We start from the raw sequence: 21,910 nt of genomic DNA on the forward strand, positions 1-21,910 counted from the left end.
ACTACACATCAGCCGAACTCTTGGGTACTTCATGCTTAATATAAGATGCCAAAGTAAGGTAGTTGATGCCTTGGAATAGAATATCAATCGCTAAAAACATACCCAACACCCAAAATGGCGCTGTCGGTGACATCAAGATAACTCCCCCTGTAATAAAGGTAAGAACTCCTGAGAACAGTGTCCAGCCCCAACCCGCCAAAGGCTTAAGTATAAAGGCATGAATACTCCGTACAATCCCTGCGATTACCAAAAAGATGGCCAAGAAACTGGTCAGTACAATGGCGGTTTTTATCGGTGTGGTAAAGGCATAATAACCCGCAATCAGATAGAAAATGGCAAATGCAGCCCAAAGCCAGCGATAGCCGCCTTCAAAGATTTTAAAAGCCGCAATGAAGTGGAGTACCCCACCCATCATCATGAATAGGCCAAACAAATAAACTGCGGACAGCGTGGCAAACGGTAAAGAAGCCAGCAACACCAGACCAAATAAAGTCAGGAGTACACCTAAGGCCAAGTACCATTTCCGATTTTCATGTAATTGATGACGAATAAGATCATTTCCAACTGTTTTCATATTTTTTCTCAAGTATTTACAATGGAATAAAATTATTGTGGTCTTTTTTTCATCAAATATCTGTTATCAATCTGCATCATTTTTATCCACAACAAGTTCTCCCATTGTGGATAAAAGCGAATTTATACACAGCCTTATTTAATCCAACCAATTTCAAGTGCCGTAATTTCATTCAGTATCGTATCGTCTAAATGATCTGGCATTTTACTTTGCTGTGCAGAAACAGGAATGTGCCCAGCCATTAACTCTGCTTTGGCTTGTGGGAATAAAGGCTGCTGTTTCGGATCAGCATAACCTTGAGGATAGAGCGGTTGTCCTGTCGCAACGTCATATTTATCGGTTGCACCAAAGGCATGTAATAGCTCATGTACCAGAACAATTTGATTTTGCTCATTTTGTTTTTTACTGGCATACAAATTCACTGCACCAATACGCCCTTTTTCCAGTGCCGTTGAATGTTTTAATTCATGTGTATGTTCGGGATCGTAATAATTTAAATACAGCGTAACTGCAGAAGCCCCATCACTGCGCTCATGCTGTTGCCAATCATAAAAGCGGAATTTAAGACTCCAGAGCATAATATCTAAAATATTCGCTTGCTCAGGCACTTTAGGTGGTTTTTGGGTTAATTCACGCCCTAAATTTAAATAAACGTGTATGGGTTGACCACGATAATGTGCTGACATTTGCTGGAGATAAGGCTGCACAGCCGCAAGATCACCTAAAGATAATTGTTGAATATACTGTTGCGTACTGGCTTGATCATCGGCATTAATAGGATGCAGCAATACAATAATCGGTTTATCCCAATTCTGATTTTGATCGCGCCAAGCGTTTACTGCCACAATCAACAAAATCAGCAATAAACATAAGATTCTAATTTTTTTCCACATTTATTTTAAGCACTCTGCTTTTTCATTTTTCTTAAATACATCTGGCTCATGTCTACTTTGGTTTCAAAAAGATTAAGCGTTTTAATTAAGCCTGATAATTTGGCTCTACCATAATTACGAGAATCAAATTCAGGTTTTACAGCACTGATATATTGCCCAACCATACTCAAATTTGCCCATCCATTTTCATCTGCATTATCTTTCACAGCTTTATAGATTAAATTTAAAGTTGCACGATCCATTATATCTGTGGTGGTAGTGTCTTTAACTGAAGAAACAGCTTTTACATCGGATATTTTATTGGTATCTAATATCTTCTTTACTTGAAGATTTACAATTTCATAATCTTCAGTATTTTTTAGCTCACTCTCGGAAATCAAATTTTCAACAAAGACAAATTTATCACAAGCCTTTTTAAATGCTTCCGGCGTAGATTTCTTACCAAAGCCATAGACACTTAAACCATTTTCACGAATACGCGAGGCTAAAGGTGTAAAGTCACTGTCACTCGACACGATACAAAACCCATCTAATGCCCCAGCATAGAGTAAGTCCATTGCATCAATGATTAAAATCATATCCGTTGCATCTTTACCTTTTGTGTAGGCAAATTGCTGAACGGGAGTAATTGCATGAGGCAATAAAACATCACGCCATTTCTTTAATGTTTCACTACTCCAATCCCCATAAACACGCTTTACGCTTGCAATTCCATATTTAGCCACTTCTTCTAATACTAATGAAATAGCACTAATCGATGAATTATCTGCATCAATTAGTACTGCAAACTTCTTTGTTTGAATATCCACAATTCCCCCAATTTTTTTACTTTCTTATATGAATTATTGTGACATAAAAAATGCCCACCGAAGTGAGCATTTCTATTCAATAGGTTAAGCGATTAAGCCTCAACCCATTTTCCATCTTGGAAAACCAAAGACCATTTGGTTTGTTTCCCTTCTGGCGTTTCCGAACCAATATATTGTGCTTGGTTTTTACGGCTAAATTTCACCAAGGTTGGATTGCCTTCTGGGTCTACATCGGGTGCCTGTAAAATAAACTGATACTTCGGATCAAGCTGATCGGCAACACTACGAAGTTCCGAAACTTTAGGTGCACGTGTTTCTCGTACTTTCGGGAACTTACTTGCCGCCAAGAATAGACCTGCCGCTCCATCACGCAGAACAAAAAAGTCATCATGCTTGGTCGAGCGTAAGTGTTCCATCTTAATTGGATCGACACGTGGAGGTGCAGGCTGACCACTTTTCAACACCTTGCGGGTATTGTCACAGCTCATGCAAGCAAAGTACGGTCCAAAACGACCTGTCTTGAGTTGCATTTCACCATCACACTTATCACATGGAATGGTTGGGCCATCATAACCTTTGATTTTGAACTCACCTTCTTCCAGTTCAAAACCCGCGCAATCAGGGTTGTTACCACAAACATGCAGTTTGCGACCACCATCAATCACATAACTGTCCATTGCTGTTGCACAGATCGGACAGCGTTTTTTCGACATCAAGTCTGCTGTTTCTGCGGCATCATCATCAGACAACGCTGCAAGCGATTCAACTGGGGTTAAGTTCAAAGTACCCTTACAACGCTCTTTCGGTGGTAAGTTATAGCCTGAACACCCTAAGAAGACACCGGTAGTCCCTGTACGAATCTGCATTGGTCGAGAACATTCTGGACAATGTACGGCATCAACTTCCACAGGTTGATTGCGGCGCATGCCACTTTCACCTTGTGCATTGGTCAGACGCGTTTTGAAATCACCATAGAAGCTATCAAGCAACTCTTTCCAGTTACGTTCACCATCGGCCACTTTATCCAACTGACCTTCTAAGTCCGCGGTAAAGTCATAGTTCATGAGGTTATTGAAACTTTCATCCAAACGATCAGTAACAATCTCACCCATTTTTTCTGCATATAGACGACGGTTTTCCAGTTTCACATAACCACGGTCTTGAATGGTGGAAATAATCGCAGCATAAGTTGATGGTCGACCAATGCCCTTTTTCTCAAGCTCTTTCACCAACGACGCTTCAGTAAAACGCGCAGGTGGCTTGGTAAAGTGTTGTGATGGATCCAGTTTTTCCAGATTCAATAGCTCACCCACTTTCACTGCAGGCAATAGCACATCATCATCGGATTTGTTTTGACCACGAACTTTGGTAAAGCCATCAAACACCAAGGTACGACCTTTGGCTTTCAGCTCAACACCATTGGCATCGACCAAAATTGTGGAAGATAGGTATTCGGCTGGTGTCATCTGACATGCCACGAATTGGCGCCAGATTAAATCATATAAACGTTGTGCATCACGTTCTACCCCCACCAAGCTGTCGCCTTTTAAGCCGACATTGGATGGACGAATGGCTTCATGCGCTTCTTGTGCACCCGCTTTATTGCCATAACGGTTTGGCTTCGCAGGTATATATTTTTTACCAAACTCAGTCTCAATATGGTGACGCACCATATTGACCGCATCGTCACTTAAAAAGGTCGAGTCGGTACGCATATAGGTAATGAAACCTGCTTCGTACAAACGTTGCGCCAACATCATGGTTTTCTTCACTGAAAAACCTAAACGTGTGCTGGCAGCTTGTTGTAACGTCGAGGTGATATACGGCGCACTCGGATTCACCTTGGTCGGTTTATCTTCACGTGCTGAAACTTTGTAATCTGCATCTTTCAAAATTTTCAATAAAGCATCAGTTTCTGCTTTATTGCGTAATTTGAGCGCCTTACCTGCTTGCTTCACCGCCTCTAGACGAATCTCATCGCTCGAAGATTTGGTGTCTGCAAATACTTGCCAATATTCTTCAGGAATAAAGGCACGAATTTCACGCTCACGTTCTACGACCAGTTTGACTGCTACAGACTGCACGCGTCCCGCGGATAAACCACGCGCAATTTTCTCCCACAATAATGGAGAAATCATAAAGCCAACCACACGGTCTAGAAAACGGCGTGCCTGTTGAGCATTGACTTTATTGGTGTCTAAACGTGCTGGATGCTTAAAGGCTTCTTGAATGGCATTTTTGGTAATTTCGTTAAACACTACACGTTGATAACGTGAATCATCACCGCCAATGACTTCTTTTAAATGCCAAGCAATCGCTTCCCCTTCACGGTCCAAGTCCGTTGCGAGATAAACTTCATCGACTTGCGATGCCAGTTTTTTTAATTCAGCCACTACATTTTCTTTGCCCGGAAGCACTTCATAATGTGCCTTCCAGTCATGTTCAGGATCAACTCCCATACGGTTGACCAAGGCTTGTTGTGCTTTTTCAGCTTTTTGCGCTTCGGTCAGTTTGGTTCGAGTTGCTGTAGTTTTCTTATCCGCAGTTTTACCTGAACCACCTGTCGGCAAGTCACGCACATGACCTACAGAGGATTTTACAATGTAATTTGGGCCCAAATATTTGTTGATTGTTTTCGCTTTTGCAGGCGACTCCACAATCACTAAGGCACGTTTATTCCCAGCATCAGAAGATTTTGCTGTTGTGCTTTTGGATGTGGATCGAGGAGCATTCGCCATAGTTAACCGTTTTTCCTATTTCAGTAAATCTTAAAATTAAAGTTCAGCCAAAGCATGTAAGTATGCTTTGATATCTTCTAATTGGGTTGCTTTTAAATCAGCTTCTTCATCCCAATAGAGTCCTACACAGTTTGCCTGCATATCAATAGCATAAATGCCCTTTAATGCAATGAGAGAATTATTAAATTTTTCATCACCCTGCACGACTTTGAGCTGTTGATCTTCAACACGGGCACGCATCAGCGGCAAACGTGCATCTGGAATCAGGACACTATAATAAGCAACCATACTGGCACGATTTGAAGATGCCAACGGAATTTTAGTCCAATCTGGTGCTGCCACTAAACGTGGGTGTAGGCCCATTTTTCGTGCTTTTTCACGCATTAAGCCCAATGCTTTTTCTCGTGGGCTAACGCGGAGTCCCAAAATTGACCCCAGCACAAACACAATAATGACAACAGCAACCCAAATTCCTGTATTTTCCATAGCAAAACCTTTTTTGTCTTTTATTAGAGTTGCATAAGCACAATATAAAACGCAAGTTGGAACGATGAAATTAATTTAGGAACATTTCATGACTATATAAAACTTCATGTCCATTCCAGTAAATATAACCTTTTTCAATCAACTCTTTGAGTAACAAACGCACATCTGCTTTGGGAAACATTTGCTCTAATAAATCACGTAAGGCATAGATGTCTTTCGGCTTATCATTTTTCAATTCGCGTAGCTTTTTCGCCACTTCAAGCTGTACAGGATCTATTTTTCCAAAATCTTTAAACAAAGCATCTTGTGCCTGTTGCACGTCTGGTACTGAAGATGCCAATTCGGCCGAACTCTGTAACTGTTCTACCGCTTGCGCTAAATTACTTGAGCTCACCAACTCTGCTTGATCTTGTTCAAGATGTAACAGTGCCCATTGCTTTAATACTTTTTTACGAAAATTAATCTGCTCATCATAACGTTTCACAATTTTCAGATTAATCAACATGCCCACCAAGTGCTGTGCTTTTTCAGGCACCACTTGCAAGATATTCATAACCGAATTTTTTAGTGAATCGATGGTATTGGGTTTGCCCGGCATTTTCGCCAAAGCATCGCAGTATTGCTTGACCATTTTTAAGTACGGTTTACTTTGAATGACATCCAAGCTTGGAATTTTGTATTTGGGTTTGCTTATTTCAGCCGCATCTTGAATTTGAATCAAGCTACAAGTCAGTGCCGAACCACGCATCAACTCAATTAAAACAGCACTGGTTTTTGCTGCTGAAATGACTTCGACATGCGTATCGGGTTCAAGTAAAGCAATTAATTGCCCCACTACAACGGCATATTCAAATTCTTTCTCTTTGGCTTGGGCGGTTTCTAAAATCACCACTTGCCCTGTATTGACCCACATGGCAAATTCAGTCAGATCTTCCAGCGTATATGCAAACTGCCCGTTGCAATTAAACAAATACAAGGTCGGATAATGCTGCACCAGGTCGCGTAGCATCTTTGCCGTTGGCATATTATTTTCTAGATCGAACAAAACCGCTTTAGCAGACATAAATACAAAATCATGAGAGATAAGCAAAGAGCGTGCATTAGAACGGGAAGCTGGCAAAAGGTCAAGCCTTGCCCATCGTTCCCGTGTTTGAAATGCATAGCATTAAACCATGCCGCTCAAACCATCAAACTAGATCAATAGTGTGGCGGGACATTGCTAAAAGGGTCAAAAGCTTCGATCCCTTCGGATAAATCGGCAGATTCCACACGTTGATAAAGAAACTGCATTTGTTTTTTTAAATCAGCAATTTCGGCATGTTGGCGAATCACTTGTTCATTGAGTTGTTCAACTAAATCATCTAAAAATGCAATTCGGACTTGCAAATCTTCAATGGGTGCGGACAATGACGCCTGATTATCTAGATTTTGTTGCTTAGTCATTCAAAGTCCTCATTTGAGATTTCAGGAAACATTATGGCCTATATTACTTTAAGGGATGTCCAGCTTGCATTCGGTGGACCTGCCCTACTCGATGGCGCGAATTTCAACCTAGAACGCGGCGAACGGGTATGTTTGATTGGCCGTAATGGTGAAGGTAAGTCTACGCTACTTAAACTAATTGAAGGTACTTTATTGCCAGATTCTGGCGAAGTTGCTATTCAAAATGGCTTAACGGTGTCTATGTTGGCACAAGACGTCCCTATGGATTCTGGCAAAGTCGCAGACATTGTGGCAGACGGCGCAGGTGAAGCTGCCACTGTACTTAAAGCATACCACGAAGCATGTGATGCCTGCATCTTAGGTGATATGGAAGCATGCGATCGCATGGGCAATTTACAGCATAAATTGGATCAGCTCGATGGCTGGGCTTTAGAAAATAAAGTCAATTCCATTTTAAGTAAGATGGGACTAGACCCAAATGCCGATTTAGCAGATTTATCGGGTGGACGTAAGCGTCGTGTGCTGTTGGCACGTGCCTTACTGACTCAACCAGACGTCCTGTTACTGGACGAACCGACCAACCATTTGGATGTAGAAAGCATTGAATGGTTAGAAAAATTCTTACTCGATCAAAATAACCTAACCCTCTTATTTATCTCGCATGACCGTTCATTTGTGGACAGTATTGCCACCCGTATTGTCGAGCTTGATCGTGGGACTTTACGTAGCTACGAAGGTAACTATTCGCGCTACTTAGACCTCAAAGCACAACAAATGGAAGCTGAAGAAAAACAAAATGCGTTGTTCGATAAACGATTAGCTGAAGAAGAAGTATGGATTCGCCAAGGGATTAAAGCCCGTCGTACCCGTAATGAAGGTCGTGTCCGCGCCTTAAAAGCGCTGCGTGAAGAATCCAAAGCACGTCGTTTCCAGCAAGGCAAAGTCAGCATGGCAACCCAAGATGCCAATCGTTCTGGGAAATTAGTGTTTGACATTGAACACCTCAGTGTTTCTTACGGTGATAACCTACTGATCAAGGATTTCTCTGCGTTGGTGATGCGTGGCGACCGCATTGGTTTAGTTGGGGATAACGGTGTTGGAAAAACCACCTTAATTAAAGCCATTTTAGGTCAAATTGAACATGGCGGTTCAGTCAAAACAGGCACACAGCTTGAGATTGCCTATTTTGACCAATTGCGTAATGCACTTGATCTTGAAAAAACTGTGATGGCCAATGTGTCAGAAGGCTCTGACTTTGTCGATGTAAATGGTAACCGTCGTCATATCTACAGCTACTTACAAGACTTCCTATTTTCGCCAGAACGCGCGCGTACGCCAGTCAAAGCACTCTCTGGTGGTGAAAGGAACCGCATTCTGTTAGCCAAGTTGTTACTCAAACCATCCAATTTAATCGTGATGGATGAGCCAACCAATGACTTGGATATGGTGACTTTAGAACTATTAGAAGAAATGCTGTCTGATTATAAAGGCACCTTACTGCTCATTTCGCATGACCGTGCCTTTATGGACAACGTAGTCACTTCAACTTGGGTGTTTGATGGCAAAGGCAATATTGATGAGTACATTGGTGGTTATCAGGATTACCTCGAACAACGTCCAGATCAGAAAGTGGTTGATCAAAAAAGTGATGTGAAAAAGGCACAAGCCAAAGCTGAAGCGGCTGCCGCAGCAGCAACGCCTGCACCGAAAAAGGTAAAGCTGAGCTATAAAGATCAACGAGAACTCGATAGCCTACCTGCGGAAATTGAAGCTCTGGAAGCTGAACAAACTCAACTTTCAGACAAGTTGGCAGATGGTTCTTGGTTTGTGTCAAATGCCGATGCCGCGACTCAAGCGTCACAGCGTCTGGCTGAAATTGAAGAACAGCTACTGGAAAAATTGGAACGTTGGGATAGATTAGAAAACCTCAGCAAAGGTAACTAATTTAATGCTCAATAACCCGATTGGCTGAATGACTTAGCCAATCGGGTTTTTTATTATTTAATTCAAATAGCTAAAATCATATTACAAATAAACCAATGAGTCGGTTATTTCTGCCACAATTTACGCGTAGGTCGTAGCAACCATTGTGATAATTGACGAATAGTTTGATCAAATATCCGTTGCTGTAGCAACACACAAGTCAAAATTGTCAGCACTACACAGACCAATACTTCCACTGCCACAGGCAAATTAAGCTGAATCATCCGAGCCAGCCAAATCACCACAAAACCATGTAACAAATACACAGGCAAAGTGTTTTGTCCCAAGCGCATAAAGCGGGTTCCCAAACCTTGAAATAATGCCAACAGCGTGAGCATCCCCCAACTGGATAACATAAAGCACATCAGACGAATCAAACTTCCCTGCCATAGCTCAACTTTTAGTTGGGTATAACTTAAACTGCCGTACCACCAGAATTGACTTAAATTGGTCCAATACAAGATACCTATCATCAAACCGAGGCTCAGACTTGCCCATAACACTACATGACTTTGCTGTTGTAGCTTTTGCATGATGGACTGACCATATCGGTAGCCCACAACGAAAAAAGGCAAAAAGATACAAATTCGGCCAATGGAATAGGCATAGTTATTCCATGGCGAAAAACCAATACCTAAAGCAATCAACACCGCAAGTACAAGGGCAAAACGGTTTGCATGGAATACATGCATAAATAGCGTCCAAACCATCATCCCAACCAGATACCACATCAGCCAATAGGGTCGTTCAAACAGACTCAAGTGCCATTGTCCAGACATCAAAGCATCCGATGCCAAATACAACAGTTGGAAAGGGACATAGAGTGCAATAAAAAAGAGGATGTTTTTCGACCAATTTTTATCTTTATACAACATGCCTGAAATAAAAATAAAAGCAGGCATATGTATGGCATAAATGGTTTCAAGCAATAACTGGCTGGTTGCTTGTGACCAACCAATCATCCGCTCCAGAAAGTGTCCCAACACCACCAGAAAAATTAGACCTGCTTTGGCAGTATCAATCGCATGGCTTCTCATCTATACATGCCATCAATCAGAAATATATCCCTAGTCTAACACCACCATTTTAAGTTGCTTCACATCCCTAAGCTTTAATCATTGGGGATAAAGTGAATTCCTTTTTCTCCATCGCATACTCCGTGATGACAAAGCCGAATTTTACTTCAGCAAAAAGTACCCGCGCCATTCATCCCTTCTTCTACTTCATTCCGTAAAAATCTAAAATCCGAAACTAGAAAATATTAACTTGATAATCTTTACGATCTTCATGAAATCTGAACCTGTTAAAGCAAAGCTTCCGCAGCTCCAATCAGATTTATCAACAGCAATATGCTATACCTATCAACATAAGCATAGCCGAGCCTTTGATCATGTTGGATATGTCACAAATTTTCGCATTTGCTTTGGTGAGCCTAGCCATGGTCCTCACCCCTGGCCCGAATATGATTTACCTCATTTCACGTTCAATTTCTCAAGGAAAAACAGCAGGTTTCATTTCTTTAGGCGGTGTAGCACTGGGCTTTGTCTTGTATATGCTCTGTGCTTCTTTTGGAATCACCGCGCTCGTTGTCGCAGTTCCATATGCTTATGACACGATTCGTATTGTAGGGGCGATCTATTTACTCTGGTTGGCATGGAAAGCTTTACGCCCCAATGCAGCGCCTATTTTTAGTCTCAAAGATTTATCGATCGATTCACCGTTAAAATTATTTTTAATGGGCTTTTTGACCAGTTTACTGAATCCTAAAATTGCGATTATGTATTTGTCTTTGTTGCCACAGTTTATTCAGCCACAACAAGGCAGTATTTTAGCGCAGTCTATTCAACTCGGTACGATCCAAATTTTTGTCAGCGTTTCAGTAAATGCCGTTATTGTCTTTTCTGCCGGTAGCATTGCACTTTTTCTACAGCGAAAACCACTTTGGGCAAATGTACAGCGTTGGCTCATGGGCACAGTTCTCGCTGGGCTTGCTGTACGTATTCTTCTGGAAAGTCGTCGTTAGACTGCCACATCAAAACCAGCAGACGGTGACGGGCAAGGTTGATCCTCATTTTTAGCGTGGATAACCTTGACCAAATCAGTTCATGTTACACTTTGCACAGTCTTAACTTTTTCAAACTAATTATATCGTTATGAGCCAAGCACAGACCTATACACCTGGTGAATTTCAATGGTCACTCCTCCATCCTAAATATTGGGGAATTTGGCTTGGCATCGTTTTCTTAATGATACTGGCAATTTTGCCGTGGGCAATTCAATATCGCTTAGCCACTTTTCTGGGAAATTTAGCGTTTAATAAGCTGAAATCCCGCCGTAAAACTACGCTGCGCAATTTAGAGGTCTGTTTTCCAGAATGGCGTCCAGAACAAGTCCAAGCCCACGCCCGTCAGGTCTTCGTTGATCAAATGCTCGGGGTTTTTGAAACTCTAAATGCTTGGTACTGCCCACAATGGTTTAAAAATCGAGTCACCATTGAGGGTTTAGAGCATATCCAAACCGCGCAAGCAGCGGGTAAAGGTGTCTTACTGCTCGGCACTCATTCCACCTTATTAGATGCAGGTGGTTATTTATGTGCACAATATTTTGAACCCGACGTGGTGTATCGTCCACAAAACAACCCGCTGTTAGACATGCTGATTTATCGTTGTCGTGCCACGATTTACGCCAATCAAATTGATCATGATGATATGCGTGGTCTGATTCGCAACTTAAAAAATGGACATGCCATTTGGTATAGTCCAGACCAAGATTTTGGTTTAAAACAAGGGGTGATGGCTCCCTTTTTTGGGGTGCCTGCCGCAACGGTTACAGCACATCGACGTTTATTAAAAATCTCTAAAGCCGTTGCTATACCCCTATATTTCTACCGTCATGGTGATGTGGCAAATCCAAAGTATCATCTGTTAATTGAACCTATGGTGGACAACCTACCCAGTGAAGATGAAGTGGATGATGCGACACGCGTCAATCAAATTATTGAACGTCAGCTTCGAATTGCACCGACCCAATACATGTGGTTTCACCGTCGTTTTAAAACCCGCCCAGAAGGCTATGAAAAAATTTATTGATGGCTGATCTTGGCTAGAAATATTATTTCCTGCTCTAAATTTTATTTTATACGTGACTCGAACGGCACAACAGAACAAAAAGGATAAACTCAATGAAGGTGATGCAGCTTCTTCCTGAACTGAATAGCGGTGGTGTTGAACGTGGCACACTCGAAATTGCCAAGGCACTGATTACTCAGGGGCATGAGTCATTGGTGGTTTCCAATGGTGGTCGTATGGTGGCACAACTTGAAGCGGAAGGCTCCACCCATTTAACCCTACCGATTCACAAAAAATCGCTATCGAGTCTGTGGCAGATTCGTCCATTACGCCAACTTATTCAACAGCACCGTCCAGACATTGTGCATGTACGCTCAAGAGTTCCTGCATGGTTGACGCATTTTGCTTTAAAAGGAATTCCCGCAGCTGATCGCCCGCATTTAATTAGCACTGTACACGGTTTCTATTCGATTAATCGTTATAGTGCAATTATGACGCAAGCAGAGAAAGTCATTGCGGTTTCGGACAGTGTGGTGCAATATATCACTGAACATTATAAAAATTGTCCACCACAAGATATTGTTCGTATTTACCGTGGTATCGACTCCAAAGCATTCCCTCATGGATATCAGCCGTCAGTACAGTGGATTCAACAAACCTTAAAAGACTATCCACAACTCGAGCATAAGTTTCTCTTGTGCTTACCTGGTCGCATTACACGTCTGAAAGGCCATGAAACCTTAATTGAATTGATACAACAATTGCATACGCAATTCCCCTACCTGCATGCCATTGTGGTCGGAGGGGCCGATCCGAAAAAAGCTGCTTATTTGGATGAACTGCAACGCAATATACAAAGTCGAGGCTTAGAACATCAAATTAGCTTTGTGGGTCATCGCTCTGATATTCGTGAATGGCTTGCCTACAGCGATGTGGTCTTGTCTTTATCAAATCAGGCAGAAACCTTTGGACGTACTGCCTTAGAAGCTTTATCCGTGGGGACACCTGTGATAGGTTGGAAAAGAGGTGGAGTTGCTGAAATTTTATCTTCGGTTTATCCACAAGGTCTTATCCCTGTTGATGATCAAGCTGAACTTATTCGTGTCGTCCAACAACATATTGAACAACCACAACACGTGGCTCCTGTGACGCAATTTAGCTTACAAGACATGTGTGAACAGACTTTAAGCCTTTATCGACGCATCTTAAAGTTGTCATAAATTTTAAATAAATTTCGGGTATCTTAAAGCACATAACCCGAGTTCTGCTTCCTGCAAAACTCGGGCATATGAGGTTGTGCTTTCAATCATAATTTTTGTTTTCGAGTTTGGTCGTCCTAACCAGCCATCATTTCCGTGATGATTTTCCTTCAGCGTCGTCTTCCTTAGTGGGATATTCCGTTCCCTGTTCCGTGTGCTGATGAAGTAAGAATAAAAGAATTCTTGAGGTTCTACCATTCGTCATAGACCGAAACCTTTGTAAGCAATTTCGTACACAATTTCTCATGTAATTCGTTTACTGCTTCTCGTTTTTATAATCCTGTGCAATTTCATCCGTTACTATTTTTTCTTCTCGCTCCGCTTTTTCAATCCCTTCTTGTATAGCAGTCTGAGCTTCTTGCTCATCTGCATCAGTTTGCTCCAATTCTTCTTGCTGTTGCTCAAAAACACGCCCTGTTTGTAATTTGACATAGATAGGAAAATGATCTGAACCGATATGTGGTAAACGCTGCATTTGAATGAGGGCAAAGTCTGTACTATGAAATACATGATCGAGCGACCAGCGTAAAAAAGGATAATCGGCATGAAAAGTATTCACATAATGCCGTCCAACTCGAGGATCGAGTAAGCCACTGATGCGCTGAAATAGACGTGTGGTTCGTGACCATGCCACATCATTCAAATCCCCCATCACAATACAGCTTTGATCCAGTTCTTTAATTTGATCACCCACAAGCAACAACTCAGCATCTCTTAAGGTCGAATCCTTGGCTTCTGTCGGACTAGGCGGTTTCGGATGTAGACAGTACAACTGCACAGGCTGCCCTGAAGGCAACAGCACCGTAGTATGAATGGAAGGAATTTCATCACTTAAAATAAATTTCACTTCTGTATCGATGAGTTTCAATCGGCTATATAAATGCATGCCATACAGGTTATCTAAGGGAATCGGGACACAATAAGGATAATCCACCTCAAGCACCTGTAATGCCTGTTGCCAATGCTGATCTGTTTCTAAGGTCAAAACCAGATCGGGTTTTAATTGAGTAATTTGTGCAATTAATAAATGATGTTGAGTGTTGGGTGTGAGTACATTCGAAACCAGTAATGAAATCTGCCGCTCAGGCTGCAATTGCTCAGGAGAAACCGTCTGAACTTGTTTTTTCCACACGAAGGTATAAGGCAACACCATTTTTAACTGATATGCCAAGGCTACGATTAACGCAACGAAAATCAATTCACGTTGTAAATCCCAAGGATCTGGCCAAAAGATCAGTAAGATAAAGGCTAAAAGCCCCAGTGCCAAAATTTGTAGTCGTGGAAAATCTGCTCCGCGAATCCACCATTCATCACGCGGAATCAATGACCAAAACGTCAGCATCACCACAACAGCCGCCAGGATTTCCACCCAAATCATATTGTTTTTCTCAATCTATTCCGTTTGGTAAAACTAAATCTGGACTAACTTTATCAATTTTGTATGTATCATAAACAAGTTATTTCGTTCAATTATAGTGATGTTTTACTTATGTAGTGCTTGCAGTTGTGGTCGCTTTTGATACACTCAAACCCCCTTTTAAATTTTTAACGCACCGAGGCAAAATGACATGAAAGTAGGTCTGGTCGGTTGGCGCGGGATGGTTGGTTCTGTCCTTATGCAACGTATGGTTGAAGAGAATGACTTTGCTCACTTTGAGCCATTCTATTTTTCTACCAGTAATGCAGGTGGTGAAGCCCCTGCATTTGGTGGTAAGACTGCCCCAGCACTTATGGATGCGACAGACATTAATAGTCTGAAGCAAATGGATGTCATTATTACCTGTCAAGGTGGCGACTATACCTCTGAAGTCTTCCCAAAATTAAAGGCTGAAGGCTGGAAAGGCTATTGGATTGATGCAGCTTCTACCTTGCGTATGGAAGATGAAGCCATCATCGTGCTTGACCCTGTCAACATGAACGTCATTAAAGATGGTTTAGTGAATGGTACGAAAACATTTGTGGGCGGTAACTGTACCGTTTCGCTGATGCTGATGGGCTTAGGTGGTTTATTCCAAAACAATTTAGTGGAATGGGCAACCTCAATGACCTATCAAGCGGCATCGGGTGCAGGCGCGCAAAATATGCGTGAACTGATCTCTGGTATGGGCTATTTGTACAACAATACCAAAGATTTATTAGATGACCCACGCTCTCCAATTTTAGACATCGACTCTAAAATTGCGGAATTACAACGTGGCGAAGGCTTCCCTTCTGCAAACTTTGGCGTGCCTTTAGCAGGTTCACTCATTCCGTACATCGATAAACAGCTTGAAAGCGGTCAATCGAAAGAAGAATGGAAAGGTCAAGTTGAAACCAACAAGATCTTAGGCAATCAGCAAATTGTTCCGATTGATGGCCACTGTGTCCGTATTGGTGCCATGCGTTGTCACTCACAGGCACTCACGTTGAAGTTGAAAAAAGACGTGCCACTGGATGAGATTGAAGACATGTTGCGTAACGCAAACCAATGGGCGAAAGTCGTTCCAAATACGCGTGAAGCATCAATGACTGATCTTACCCCTGTTGCAGTGACAGGCACACTTAGCGTTCCTGTGGGTCGTTTACGTAAATTGAATATGGGTAAAGAGTACCTTGGTGCATTCACTGTGGGTGATCAACTGTTGTGGGGTGCTGCTGAACCACTACGCCGTATGCTCCGTATTCTGATTGATTTTAAAAATGCTTAAGCATTTTTAAATTTTCAAACAAAAGCCGATCAATTATGATCGGCTTTTTATGTAACTAGACTGTTATCCATTTACAACTCATCAACATCTCGGTAATGTATAATTCTCTCGTTGCGATAAATGACCAGAGTCAAAACTAAGATGACTGTATATAACAAATTAAAAATTGCTATTCTCGCCATTATTGCATCGCAAAATCTTCACGCGATTAGTATTGATCAATTACAGATCCAGTCTGCGCCTGGAGAATTACTCTACGCAGAAATTCCATTTCATCATGCAAAAACCGATGCGCCTGTCCAAGTCAGCTTGGCGACGCCAGAAGATATCAATAGCTTAGGTGTTGTTCATCAACCTCCAGGTCATCTGAATTTCTTTTCTCGACAAAGCAGTTCAGGTGAGGGGGTCATTACCATCACATCATCGCGTCCATTGACCGAATCTGAGCTGAATATCGTGGTGCGTATTCAGGAAGGCAATGCGATACATTTACGCCATATTCGCACACCGATCCAACGTAGCATTGCACCTAAACCCATGTTTAGTGCCAAGGCGAATGAAAAAGTTCTCAGCCCAATCATGATTGTGAGTGAAAAGGATATTGCGCTTAACTTGCCGACCAGTGCTCAATTTCAGCACCCTCAATCAGCGCAACTGAATCCAATATCCAATTCGGCTGATTCACTAAAACTAAAAACCATACAACCGCCAAAGTTGGCAACAGTGACTGACTCAAATGAAGCGCCTATCGTCGTTTCTAGTTTAAATACTGCGAGTGCACCAGCAACAGCACAAACCAAAGTACTTGCCGAAACTAAAACTGACTCGGCAAAGCCAACGACAAGCGTTGCCAAAAATACCTCAAAGACAGAAAATCCAACCACTAAACCGTCATCTGCCCAGCAAGCACAGCAGTATCAGAAACGTGCGGAAACAGAGAAAGTTGCTGCCGCATCGGCTCAAGCAACAGCTTCACCGCCCAAATTACCAGCTGAACCAAAGCCAGCAACCATCCAGCCTGCGGCGGCGACGGCAGCTGATGTGAAAAAAGTTCAGCCGAATCAGCATACCGTACAAAACAATGAATCGCTTTGGGCAATTGCACAACGGGTTGCCACTGAGCAAAATCGTCCAATTGGTGAAGTGATGCAGCAAATTAAAACTCAAAACTCGCATGCATTTATTCGGGGTGATATCAATCGATTACGTCGTGGGGTAACTTTAAACTTACAAACCAATACCACCAACAAATCTCAACAAAAAATTGTGGCTCCCCCCCCCAACACCATGGCAAAACAATCTGGAAAAGCAAAATACCGCCTGAATCAAGCCGAAATGAGCTTAGTGGCAGAAAAGAACCCAGAAACCACCAATGGAACGGCAAAGCAGAATGCTGAGAATGAGCAAATATCAAATGAATTGTCATTAAAAGTTATGACATCTCGGGGAAAAACCGTTAAATTACAGAGAAACGTAACTCAGCTGGAATTGGCACTACGTCAAAAGGACCAGAGAATTCAATTATTAAATGCTCGTCTTGCACAATTGCAACAACAGTTGAAAGCACAACAAGCACAGAAAAAGCCAAACAGCTAAATTGTTATATAATTTTGATATTAGAATCAATGAATTAAACATACATTTGATTCGTAAGGGGTAAAACATGCTGATTTATGTGATTCCGTTTATACTTTTGTTAGTGGTAGCAATTGTTTTAAAAAAACGAGAAGCTAGTAAAGAAGCCGATACGGCACCAAAAAAATCGACTGCGGCTCGTCCTAAGAGCAAAGCAACCACAAGTAAACATAAGGCTACTCTTAAAAATGAGCCGCATGTTACAGAAGCCCCTATCCCTGATAAAAAGCAAGTAACGCCGCTTAGTACGGAATTAAAAAAACAAATTCAAGAACTCATTCGCGATCGCAACTACTTTGCAGCAGAAGCACAAATTAATCAGGCATTAAATAAAGATAGCTCTCAACATGAGTTGTATTTGTTACTCCTCGACATTCATCTGCGACAAAAAGATGAATTTGCGATTAGCCAATTGTTTAATCACTTACGTTCACTTGAACTTGAAGAAACCTTGGCGCAAGCAGAACAGAAAAAAACTGAATATGAAACAGAACATACTGCTACCGTAGACACAACAGTACTTCAATCTGAAAAACCTACAGCTTCAACTCCATTAACAGCACAAATTCAAAATACACAGAATTTCGATTTTGATGCTCTTATTCAAGATAATATATCTACGCCAACATCAAAAAATGATAACGAACAACAAGCCTCTAATGTGGCTGCAGATCAGCCTATTGAGTTTAAATCGTTTAATTTGTCTCCTGAATCAAACAAGCAAGAACCTTCAGCAACTGAAAATCCAGCTCAACCGCTGCAATTTCATCTTCAAGACATCACACTAGAATCTACCGATAATCATGCTGAAACACCTAAACCTGACAATAAGTCACTTGAAACTGAATTAAAAGACCTAGAATTTTCGTTTAATTTAGATCCTGCACCAACAACTGAAGCAGTCATTGAAACTGTTACTGCACCAATAGCAGAAAAATCTGAAGATCAACCCGAATTCAAGTTTTCGTTTGATCTTGAACAACCGAGTGCTGAAAAAGCAACGACGCAAGTCGAGGTAAAATCTGATGCACCGACTATGTCTTTTGACTTAGAGTCAACAAAGACAGATCTTTCGACAGCGCACGCGATTCCTCAAGATATTACCGAAACAACTGAATTTACGACTCCTGCTTTACAAACAGATGTTCATCTACAAGACCCACTGGTTCAGTCTTTCCCTGAACTCAGCCAAATCAGTGAAACCACGCTAGATCTCGATTTAGCCGAGCGATATATCCAATTTGGTTCTTATGAGGCTGCCCGCCAACTCTTGGCTGCAAATTCGGATAAATTTTCGACGGAGCAACAACATCGCGCGGAACAGCTACTGAATCAAATAGCATCTTAAGGCATTTCCCTCTACTATAAAGCAGTCATACATGACTGCTTTTTTTATGATGAAAAAAATTGCTTTGATTTATATGGGTGGGACCTTTGGCTGCGTAGGTGAACCACTGAGCCCTATGCCTGCTGATGAGTTTCTACCTCAACTTAAGAAAGTCTTAGCTCTGGATTTAACCGTTGAATGCATGATCGCACCTGTAATTAAAGACAGTAGCGCCTGCACACCTGCCGATTGGTTACAGTTAATACAATTTGTACAACAACTCCAATTACAACAGTTCCAGCATTTTGTGCTTATCCATGGCACAGATACAATGAGCTATGCCTGTGCCATCCTCTCTCGATTTCTAGGACAATCCGCGCATGTTGTGCTTACGGGGAGCCAATATCCTCTACTCAATATTCAAGGTACCAACACGCGTGAATTTACCGATGCCATCGACAATCTAAGCTTTGCATTACATGCCGTTCAAACTCAACCCGTTGGCGTATATCTTGCCTTTCATCAGCAATTATTTCATGGACGCAGTGTTTTAAAACAGCATACGACTGAACTTGATGCTTTCTCAGGGCTAAGTAGCCAGCAAGAACTGCCTCAACCCGAGTTGGCCTATCTGGTTAAAGATGAAGATTTAGTTAAAGCCAATTACTTCAATTGTCTGAATCTTATGATGCAACCGATTGCATTAGATCAGCAATTACAAAACATTAAGACTATTGCGCAACATCCGCCTAGTTTTCTCATTTTACAAGGTTTTGGTACAGGCAATATCTCGGTCAATGCAGACTGTATCGAATGCTTTAAACAGCTACGTCAACAAGGCTGTATGGTGCTACTCACCACTCAAGTCAGCTTTGGTAAAATTGATCAACGCTACGCGATTAGCAACTGGATTCAGGATGCAGGAATTATGCTGAGCGATTGCATCAGCCATGCAGACTTATATGCCAAAGCACTTTTGATGTATCTCAAGCATGATTCCATTGATCAATGTTTCACCCATTGGCATGACTCAGTTTAATGAAAGGTAAATAGATCTATGCAACGTTTTGCGATTGGCATCGAATTTTCAGGCGCAGGGTATCGTGGCTGGCAAACCCAACAAGCAGGGGTAATCAGTGTGCAAGAAACACTTGAAAGCATCCTGAGTAAAGTTGCAGCCGAACCCATTGCACTACATGGAGCAGGTCGTACTGATGCTGGTGTACATGCAACCAATATGGTGGCTCATTTCGATACACATGCAATCAGACCTCTACGTGGCTGGTTAATGGGTGCCAATAGCCAACTGCCTAAAGATATTGCAATTCAGTGGATTAAAGAGATGGATCATGAATTTCATGCCCGTTTCAAGGCGCAAGCACGTCGTTATCGCTATGTGGTCTATAACCATCCACAACGCCCAGCTTTACTGCATAAACAAGTAACCCATGCACACTACACATTAGATGTAGACAAGATGATTGCTGCTGCAAAAAAGTTTGAAGGTACCCATAATTTTGAGAGCTTTCGTGCCGCGGCTTGTCAGTCCAATCAACCTGTACGCCACGTGAGCAATTGTCGCTTAATTCGACATGGTGCCTATTTAGTACTGGATATTCAAGCCGATGGCTTCTTACACCATATGGTGCGTAATATTATGGGTTGTTTGCTAGAAATTGGACAAGGTATGTATGACATTGACCATATTGACCATATTTTCGCGGCACAAGACCGTCAAGCGGCAGGCGTAACCGCACCACCCGATGGCTTATATTTTATTCATGCCGACTATCCAGCACAGTTCGATTTACCAAAAGTACCTTTAGGCCCTCATTGGTTAAATATGCCAGATTAATGCCTACATATAATAAAAAAACCTCCTTACGGGAGGTTTTTTAAATTTTAAACTAACGCTGTTTACGTTTTCGATATTCAACAGGGGTTTCGTTGGTCCAACGCTTAAATGCACGATAAAACGTACTCGGCTCTGAAAACCCAGTCAAATAAACAATCCGCTCTACACTTTCATTGGTATTCGCAAGCAGCCTTTTCGCTAAGCGACAACGATAGTCCGAAAGAATCTGCTGAAAACTGGTATTGGCTTCACTCAGTTGAGTGCGTAAACGACGCGGCGTAATATTTAACTGTGCAGCAACCGTTTCCAAAGTGGTTTCACCACTTTCTAAGGTTGAACCAATCGCACGGCGCACCTCACCCACCAAGTCATAGCGCGCCAGTTCTTGCAGTTTTTCAATTGCCAATTGTTCATGCAATTGCAATAACTCAGGTTCAGCTTGCCACAATGGATAAGCCAAAATCGCTGGATCAAAATACAGCCGTGTTTCTTTTTGACCCAAGCTCACAGGGCACTCAAAGACACGGAAATATTCGTCATCTGGCGCACCTTGAGAAAAGTTAAAGTCAATATACAACGGCTGAAAACGCCCTTCCGTAATAAACTTAAAGAAGCGCAAAATTCCCGACATGGCACATTCAGAAAAATGACGATTAATTAAATTTTCTGCCCAAGGTTGCTCACCATTGGTCAAATAACACCGATCATCTTCAACGATCAAACGGGCATGAAAGGCATCGCTAATTAAACGCTGATAGGCCAAAGCACGCTTAAGTCCTTCACCAAAATTTTCACTACTAATAAATAAGTGTTCAATCACCTGCCCACGATATAAAGGTAAATGCTCACCCAAATGCAAACCGATATCAGGGTCCTTACTGACATCTTCGGCTGCTGTCCAAAAAGCAAACTGTGCATTTAATGGGGTACGATCATTGGCCTGAACTTGATTTAAGGCGACCCCTGCTTTTGTTAAAATTTCTTCGGTTGGTAATCCTGAACGACGAATCGCCTGATAGCCCAATCGTAGTACAACCGATGCATCCGTTAGCTGACCCACGCAATGACCTTCCTTGTATGTGATTCATTTATACCTAAAACAATAAATTTAGATTAACTGCGATTGACCAAACTGACAACATGTATAGTCAAA

The 21,910-nt window shown here is 41.9% G+C and carries 19 protein-coding genes; 9 read left to right on the top strand and 10 right to left on the bottom strand.

What is annotated here, in order from left to right; translation table 11 throughout:
• Position 1: 1 nt before the first annotated feature.
• From E0H94_RS09075 to E0H94_RS09105, 7 genes are all read right to left on the bottom strand, one after another.
• Positions 2-574: an HdeD family acid-resistance protein gene (locus E0H94_RS09075; RefSeq protein WP_131326102.1), complete on the bottom strand. Its 573-nt coding sequence runs from the start codon at positions 572-574 to the stop codon at positions 2-4.
• Between the two features lie 134 nt (positions 575-708).
• A complete protein-coding gene (locus E0H94_RS09080; RefSeq protein ID WP_131326103.1) occupies positions 709-1,467 on the bottom strand; it encodes a hypothetical protein in 759 nt (252 codons plus the stop codon).
• Between the two features lie 5 nt (positions 1,468-1,472).
• Positions 1,473-2,276: an NYN domain-containing protein gene (locus tag E0H94_RS09085; protein ID WP_131326104.1), complete on the bottom strand. Its 804-nt coding sequence runs from the start codon at positions 2,274-2,276 to the stop codon at positions 1,473-1,475.
• A gap of 92 nt (positions 2,277-2,368) precedes the next feature.
• The gene (topA, locus tag E0H94_RS09090; RefSeq protein WP_131326105.1) at positions 2,369-5,014 is read right to left on the bottom strand and encodes a type I DNA topoisomerase; all 2,646 of its coding nucleotides are present in this window, start codon (positions 5,012-5,014) and stop codon (positions 2,369-2,371) included.
• A gap of 36 nt (positions 5,015-5,050) precedes the next feature.
• Positions 5,051-5,500, bottom strand: a complete 450-nt coding sequence (locus E0H94_RS09095; protein WP_131326106.1) for an ammonium transporter — start codon at positions 5,498-5,500, stop codon at positions 5,051-5,053.
• Positions 5,501-5,570: 70 nt separating this feature from the next.
• Positions 5,571-6,563, bottom strand: a complete 993-nt coding sequence (locus E0H94_RS09100; protein WP_131326107.1) for a hypothetical protein — start codon at positions 6,561-6,563, stop codon at positions 5,571-5,573.
• Between the two features lie 134 nt (positions 6,564-6,697).
• Positions 6,698-6,943, bottom strand: coding sequence for a SlyX family protein (locus E0H94_RS09105; protein ID WP_131326108.1), 246 nt, complete (start codon positions 6,941-6,943; stop codon positions 6,698-6,700).
• 33 nt (positions 6,944-6,976) lie between these two features.
• On the opposite strand from E0H94_RS09105, the gene E0H94_RS09110 reads away from it, so the two are divergent.
• Positions 6,977-8,887: an ATP-binding cassette domain-containing protein gene (locus E0H94_RS09110; protein ID WP_131326109.1), complete on the top strand. Its 1,911-nt coding sequence runs from the start codon at positions 6,977-6,979 to the stop codon at positions 8,885-8,887.
• Positions 8,888-8,991: 104 nt separating this feature from the next.
• Here E0H94_RS09110 and E0H94_RS09115 read toward each other — a convergent pair whose 3' ends face one another.
• On the bottom strand, positions 8,992-9,963 hold the full coding sequence (locus E0H94_RS09115; RefSeq protein WP_131326110.1) for an acyltransferase family protein: 972 nt from the start codon (positions 9,961-9,963) through the stop codon (positions 8,992-8,994).
• A gap of 353 nt (positions 9,964-10,316) precedes the next feature.
• On the opposite strand from E0H94_RS09115, the gene E0H94_RS09120 reads away from it, so the two are divergent.
• The 3 genes from E0H94_RS09120 to E0H94_RS09130 all read left to right on the top strand — a co-directional run bounded on the left by E0H94_RS09120 (position 10,317) and on the right by E0H94_RS09130 (position 13,214).
• A complete protein-coding gene (locus E0H94_RS09120) occupies positions 10,317-10,949 on the top strand; it encodes a LysE family translocator (protein ID WP_131326111.1) in 633 nt (210 codons plus the stop codon).
• Between the two features lie 130 nt (positions 10,950-11,079).
• Complete coding sequence (gene lpxL / locus E0H94_RS09125; RefSeq protein WP_131326112.1) at positions 11,080-12,015, top strand: LpxL/LpxP family Kdo(2)-lipid IV(A) lauroyl/palmitoleoyl acyltransferase; 936 nt, start codon at positions 11,080-11,082, stop codon at positions 12,013-12,015.
• A 92-nt stretch (positions 12,016-12,107) separates the two neighbouring features.
• The gene (locus E0H94_RS09130) at positions 12,108-13,214 is read left to right on the top strand and encodes a glycosyltransferase family 4 protein (RefSeq protein ID WP_131326113.1); all 1,107 of its coding nucleotides are present in this window, start codon (positions 12,108-12,110) and stop codon (positions 13,212-13,214) included.
• 295 nt (positions 13,215-13,509) lie between these two features.
• On the opposite strand, the gene E0H94_RS09135 is transcribed toward E0H94_RS09130, so the two are convergent.
• Positions 13,510-14,631 carry an endonuclease/exonuclease/phosphatase family protein gene (locus E0H94_RS09135; protein WP_131326114.1) on the bottom strand — a complete coding sequence of 374 codons (1,122 nt, stop codon included), beginning with the start codon at positions 14,629-14,631 and terminating at the stop codon, positions 13,510-13,512.
• A gap of 190 nt (positions 14,632-14,821) precedes the next feature.
• Between E0H94_RS09135 and asd the strand changes: the two genes are divergently transcribed.
• From asd to truA, 5 genes are all read left to right on the top strand, one after another.
• The gene (gene asd, locus E0H94_RS09140; protein ID WP_131326115.1) at positions 14,822-15,940 is read left to right on the top strand and encodes an aspartate-semialdehyde dehydrogenase; all 1,119 of its coding nucleotides are present in this window, start codon (positions 14,822-14,824) and stop codon (positions 15,938-15,940) included.
• 141 nt (positions 15,941-16,081) lie between these two features.
• Positions 16,082-17,536, top strand: a complete 1,455-nt coding sequence (locus E0H94_RS09145) for a hypothetical protein (RefSeq protein WP_131326116.1) — start codon at positions 16,082-16,084, stop codon at positions 17,534-17,536.
• A 67-nt stretch (positions 17,537-17,603) separates the two neighbouring features.
• Complete coding sequence (locus tag E0H94_RS09150) at positions 17,604-18,923, top strand: hypothetical protein (protein WP_131326117.1); 1,320 nt, start codon at positions 17,604-17,606, stop codon at positions 18,921-18,923.
• Positions 18,924-18,969: 46 nt separating this feature from the next.
• Positions 18,970-19,941 (top strand): asparaginase domain-containing protein, encoded by a 972-nt coding sequence (locus E0H94_RS09155; RefSeq protein WP_131326212.1) that lies wholly within the window; start codon positions 18,970-18,972, stop codon positions 19,939-19,941.
• Between the two features lie 18 nt (positions 19,942-19,959).
• A complete protein-coding gene (gene truA / locus E0H94_RS09160) occupies positions 19,960-20,757 on the top strand; it encodes a tRNA pseudouridine(38-40) synthase TruA (protein ID WP_131326118.1) in 798 nt (265 codons plus the stop codon).
• 52 nt (positions 20,758-20,809) lie between these two features.
• Here truA and E0H94_RS09165 read toward each other — a convergent pair whose 3' ends face one another.
• A complete protein-coding gene (locus E0H94_RS09165) occupies positions 20,810-21,817 on the bottom strand; it encodes an AraC family transcriptional regulator (RefSeq protein WP_131326119.1) in 1,008 nt (335 codons plus the stop codon).
• Between the last annotated feature and the right edge of the window lie 93 nt (positions 21,818-21,910).

The organism is Acinetobacter sp. ANC 4173 (assembly GCF_004331255.1).
In the GTDB taxonomy this organism is placed as follows: Bacteria; Pseudomonadota; Gammaproteobacteria; order Pseudomonadales; family Moraxellaceae; genus Acinetobacter.

What these genes read in the sequence shown, in the direction of transcription:
- E0H94_RS09150 (WP_131326117.1), top strand. Translation starts at nt 17,604, where the DNA reads ATGCTGATTTATGTGATTCCGTTTATACTTTTGTTAGTGGTAGCAATT.
- E0H94_RS09155 (WP_131326212.1), top strand. Translation starts at nt 18,970, where the DNA reads ATGATGAAAAAAATTGCTTTGATTTATATGGGTGGGACCTTTGGCTGC.
- asd (WP_131326115.1), top strand. Translation starts at nt 14,822, where the DNA reads ATGAAAGTAGGTCTGGTCGGTTGGCGCGGGATGGTTGGTTCTGTCCTT.
- topA (WP_131326105.1), bottom strand. Translation starts at nt 5,014, where the DNA reads ATGGCGAATGCTCCTCGATCCACATCCAAAAGCACAACAGCAAAATCT.
- E0H94_RS09135 (WP_131326114.1), bottom strand. Translation starts at nt 14,631, where the DNA reads ATGATTTGGGTGGAAATCCTGGCGGCTGTTGTGGTGATGCTGACGTTT.
- E0H94_RS09105 (WP_131326108.1), bottom strand. Translation starts at nt 6,943, where the DNA reads ATGACTAAGCAACAAAATCTAGATAATCAGGCGTCATTGTCCGCACCC.
- E0H94_RS09075 (WP_131326102.1), bottom strand. Translation starts at nt 574, where the DNA reads ATGAAAACAGTTGGAAATGATCTTATTCGTCATCAATTACATGAAAAT.
- E0H94_RS09100 (WP_131326107.1), bottom strand. Translation starts at nt 6,563, where the DNA reads ATGTCTGCTAAAGCGGTTTTGTTCGATCTAGAAAATAATATGCCAACG.
- E0H94_RS09115 (WP_131326110.1), bottom strand. Translation starts at nt 9,963, where the DNA reads ATGAGAAGCCATGCGATTGATACTGCCAAAGCAGGTCTAATTTTTCTG.
- E0H94_RS09110 (WP_131326109.1), top strand. Translation starts at nt 6,977, where the DNA reads ATGGCCTATATTACTTTAAGGGATGTCCAGCTTGCATTCGGTGGACCT.
- E0H94_RS09120 (WP_131326111.1), top strand. Translation starts at nt 10,317, where the DNA reads ATGTTGGATATGTCACAAATTTTCGCATTTGCTTTGGTGAGCCTAGCC.
- E0H94_RS09130 (WP_131326113.1), top strand. Translation starts at nt 12,108, where the DNA reads ATGAAGGTGATGCAGCTTCTTCCTGAACTGAATAGCGGTGGTGTTGAA.
- E0H94_RS09080 (WP_131326103.1), bottom strand. Translation starts at nt 1,467, where the DNA reads ATGTGGAAAAAAATTAGAATCTTATGTTTATTGCTGATTTTGTTGATT.
- lpxL (WP_131326112.1), top strand. Translation starts at nt 11,080, where the DNA reads ATGAGCCAAGCACAGACCTATACACCTGGTGAATTTCAATGGTCACTC.
- E0H94_RS09095 (WP_131326106.1), bottom strand. Translation starts at nt 5,500, where the DNA reads ATGGAAAATACAGGAATTTGGGTTGCTGTTGTCATTATTGTGTTTGTG.
- truA (WP_131326118.1), top strand. Translation starts at nt 19,960, where the DNA reads ATGCAACGTTTTGCGATTGGCATCGAATTTTCAGGCGCAGGGTATCGT.
- E0H94_RS09145 (WP_131326116.1), top strand. Translation starts at nt 16,082, where the DNA reads ATGACTGTATATAACAAATTAAAAATTGCTATTCTCGCCATTATTGCA.